This is a genomic window from Pseudonocardia nigra, assembly GCF_019396355.1.
In the GTDB taxonomy this organism is placed as follows: Bacteria; Actinomycetota; Actinomycetes; order Mycobacteriales; family Pseudonocardiaceae; genus Pseudonocardia; species Pseudonocardia nigra.
Genome location: NZ_JAHKRK010000493.1, coordinates 1 through 1,101, shown reverse-complemented (window position 1 = coordinate 1,101; position 1,101 = coordinate 1). Strand labels below are relative to the sequence as shown.

General features: G+C 68.1%; 2 protein-coding genes. One reads left to right on the top strand and one right to left on the bottom strand.

Annotated elements, in window-relative coordinates:
- The coding region (locus tag KME75_RS41830) for a transposase (protein WP_219420567.1) at nt 1-181 on the bottom strand (181 nt) is incomplete at its 3' end.
- Between the two features lie 47 nt (nt 182-228).
- Between KME75_RS41830 and KME75_RS41825 the strand changes: the two genes are divergently transcribed.
- A complete protein-coding gene (locus KME75_RS41825; RefSeq protein ID WP_219420564.1) occupies nt 229-936 on the top strand; it encodes a Crp/Fnr family transcriptional regulator in 708 nt (235 codons plus the stop codon).
- The last annotated feature ends 165 nt before the right edge of the window (nt 937-1,101 follow it).

Genomic DNA, 1,101 nt, shown 5'->3' with positions numbered 1-1,101 from the left:
GGCGCTCCCGGCGCAGGGCCTCGACCCAGTTCCGCAGGGTCTCGTGGTTGATCCCTAGCTCGCGGGCCACGTCTCGGATCGAGCGGCCACCGTCCAACGCCAGCTGCGCGGCGTTGCGGCGGAACTCACCGGGTACTTGCTTCGACGCCCCATCGCGCGTCCCCTCCTCGGCTACTGCCAAGTCTGGACGTGTCCGACCAGCGGGGGTCACTTCACTCCGACGCCGCTATGCGGCAGACCGTGCGGCTGCTCGGGCCGGCAACCCCGGACGACCTGGCCATCCGTCAGGCCGCGTGGGTGGCGCGTTGCGTCGGGCGCGGCCAGAGCGTGCCGCTGCGACCCGACGATCTCGGGGCGCTCGCGGCGAGCCTGACCACTCGCGCCTATCCACCAGGCGGACTCCTGTTCCGCGGCGGCACCCAAGCCGAAGCCGTGTGGATCATCCGCCAGGGCCGCGTGGAGCTCTCGGTGGGCACCGGCCGCGCCCGCGCGGTCATCGGGGTGCTCCGCCGCGGCGACGTGGACGGCGACATCCAACAACTGCTCGACATGCCCATGCCCTACACCGCGCGCACGCTCGAGGACGCCACAGTGCTCACCCTCGGCTCGACGGAATTCGACACACTGCTCAACGACAGCCAGCCCATCGCCCGCCGCTGGCTCTCCAGCATCGCCCTACGGCTAGCAGCCAGCCAGCAACGCGTGATCGGCCTACTCGGCCGATCACTCACCTCACAAGTCGCGCGTCTCCTGCTCGAGGAAGCCGTCGACGGCATGGTTCCCCTTCCGCAGCGCACCCTGGCTGCGATGCTAGGCGCGCAACGGCCGTCACTGAACAAAATCCTCAAAGACCTGGAACGCCAAGGACTGATCGAGGTACGCTACGGCGCCGTCGACATCATCAATCCCACAAAGCTACTGCACATCACCGAATAGCTCACCGGATTGACACTGATCAGCCGCCGTGGCCCAGTGCCCAATGGCCTTGCGTTAGGTCGGTGACCGCTGTCGGAGGCAGTGGAGTTGGATGCGGCGGGTGACGTGGACGACACTGGGTTGATCTTTGCGGGCGGGGAAGTCGCCGGCCTTCTTCGTGGCCCG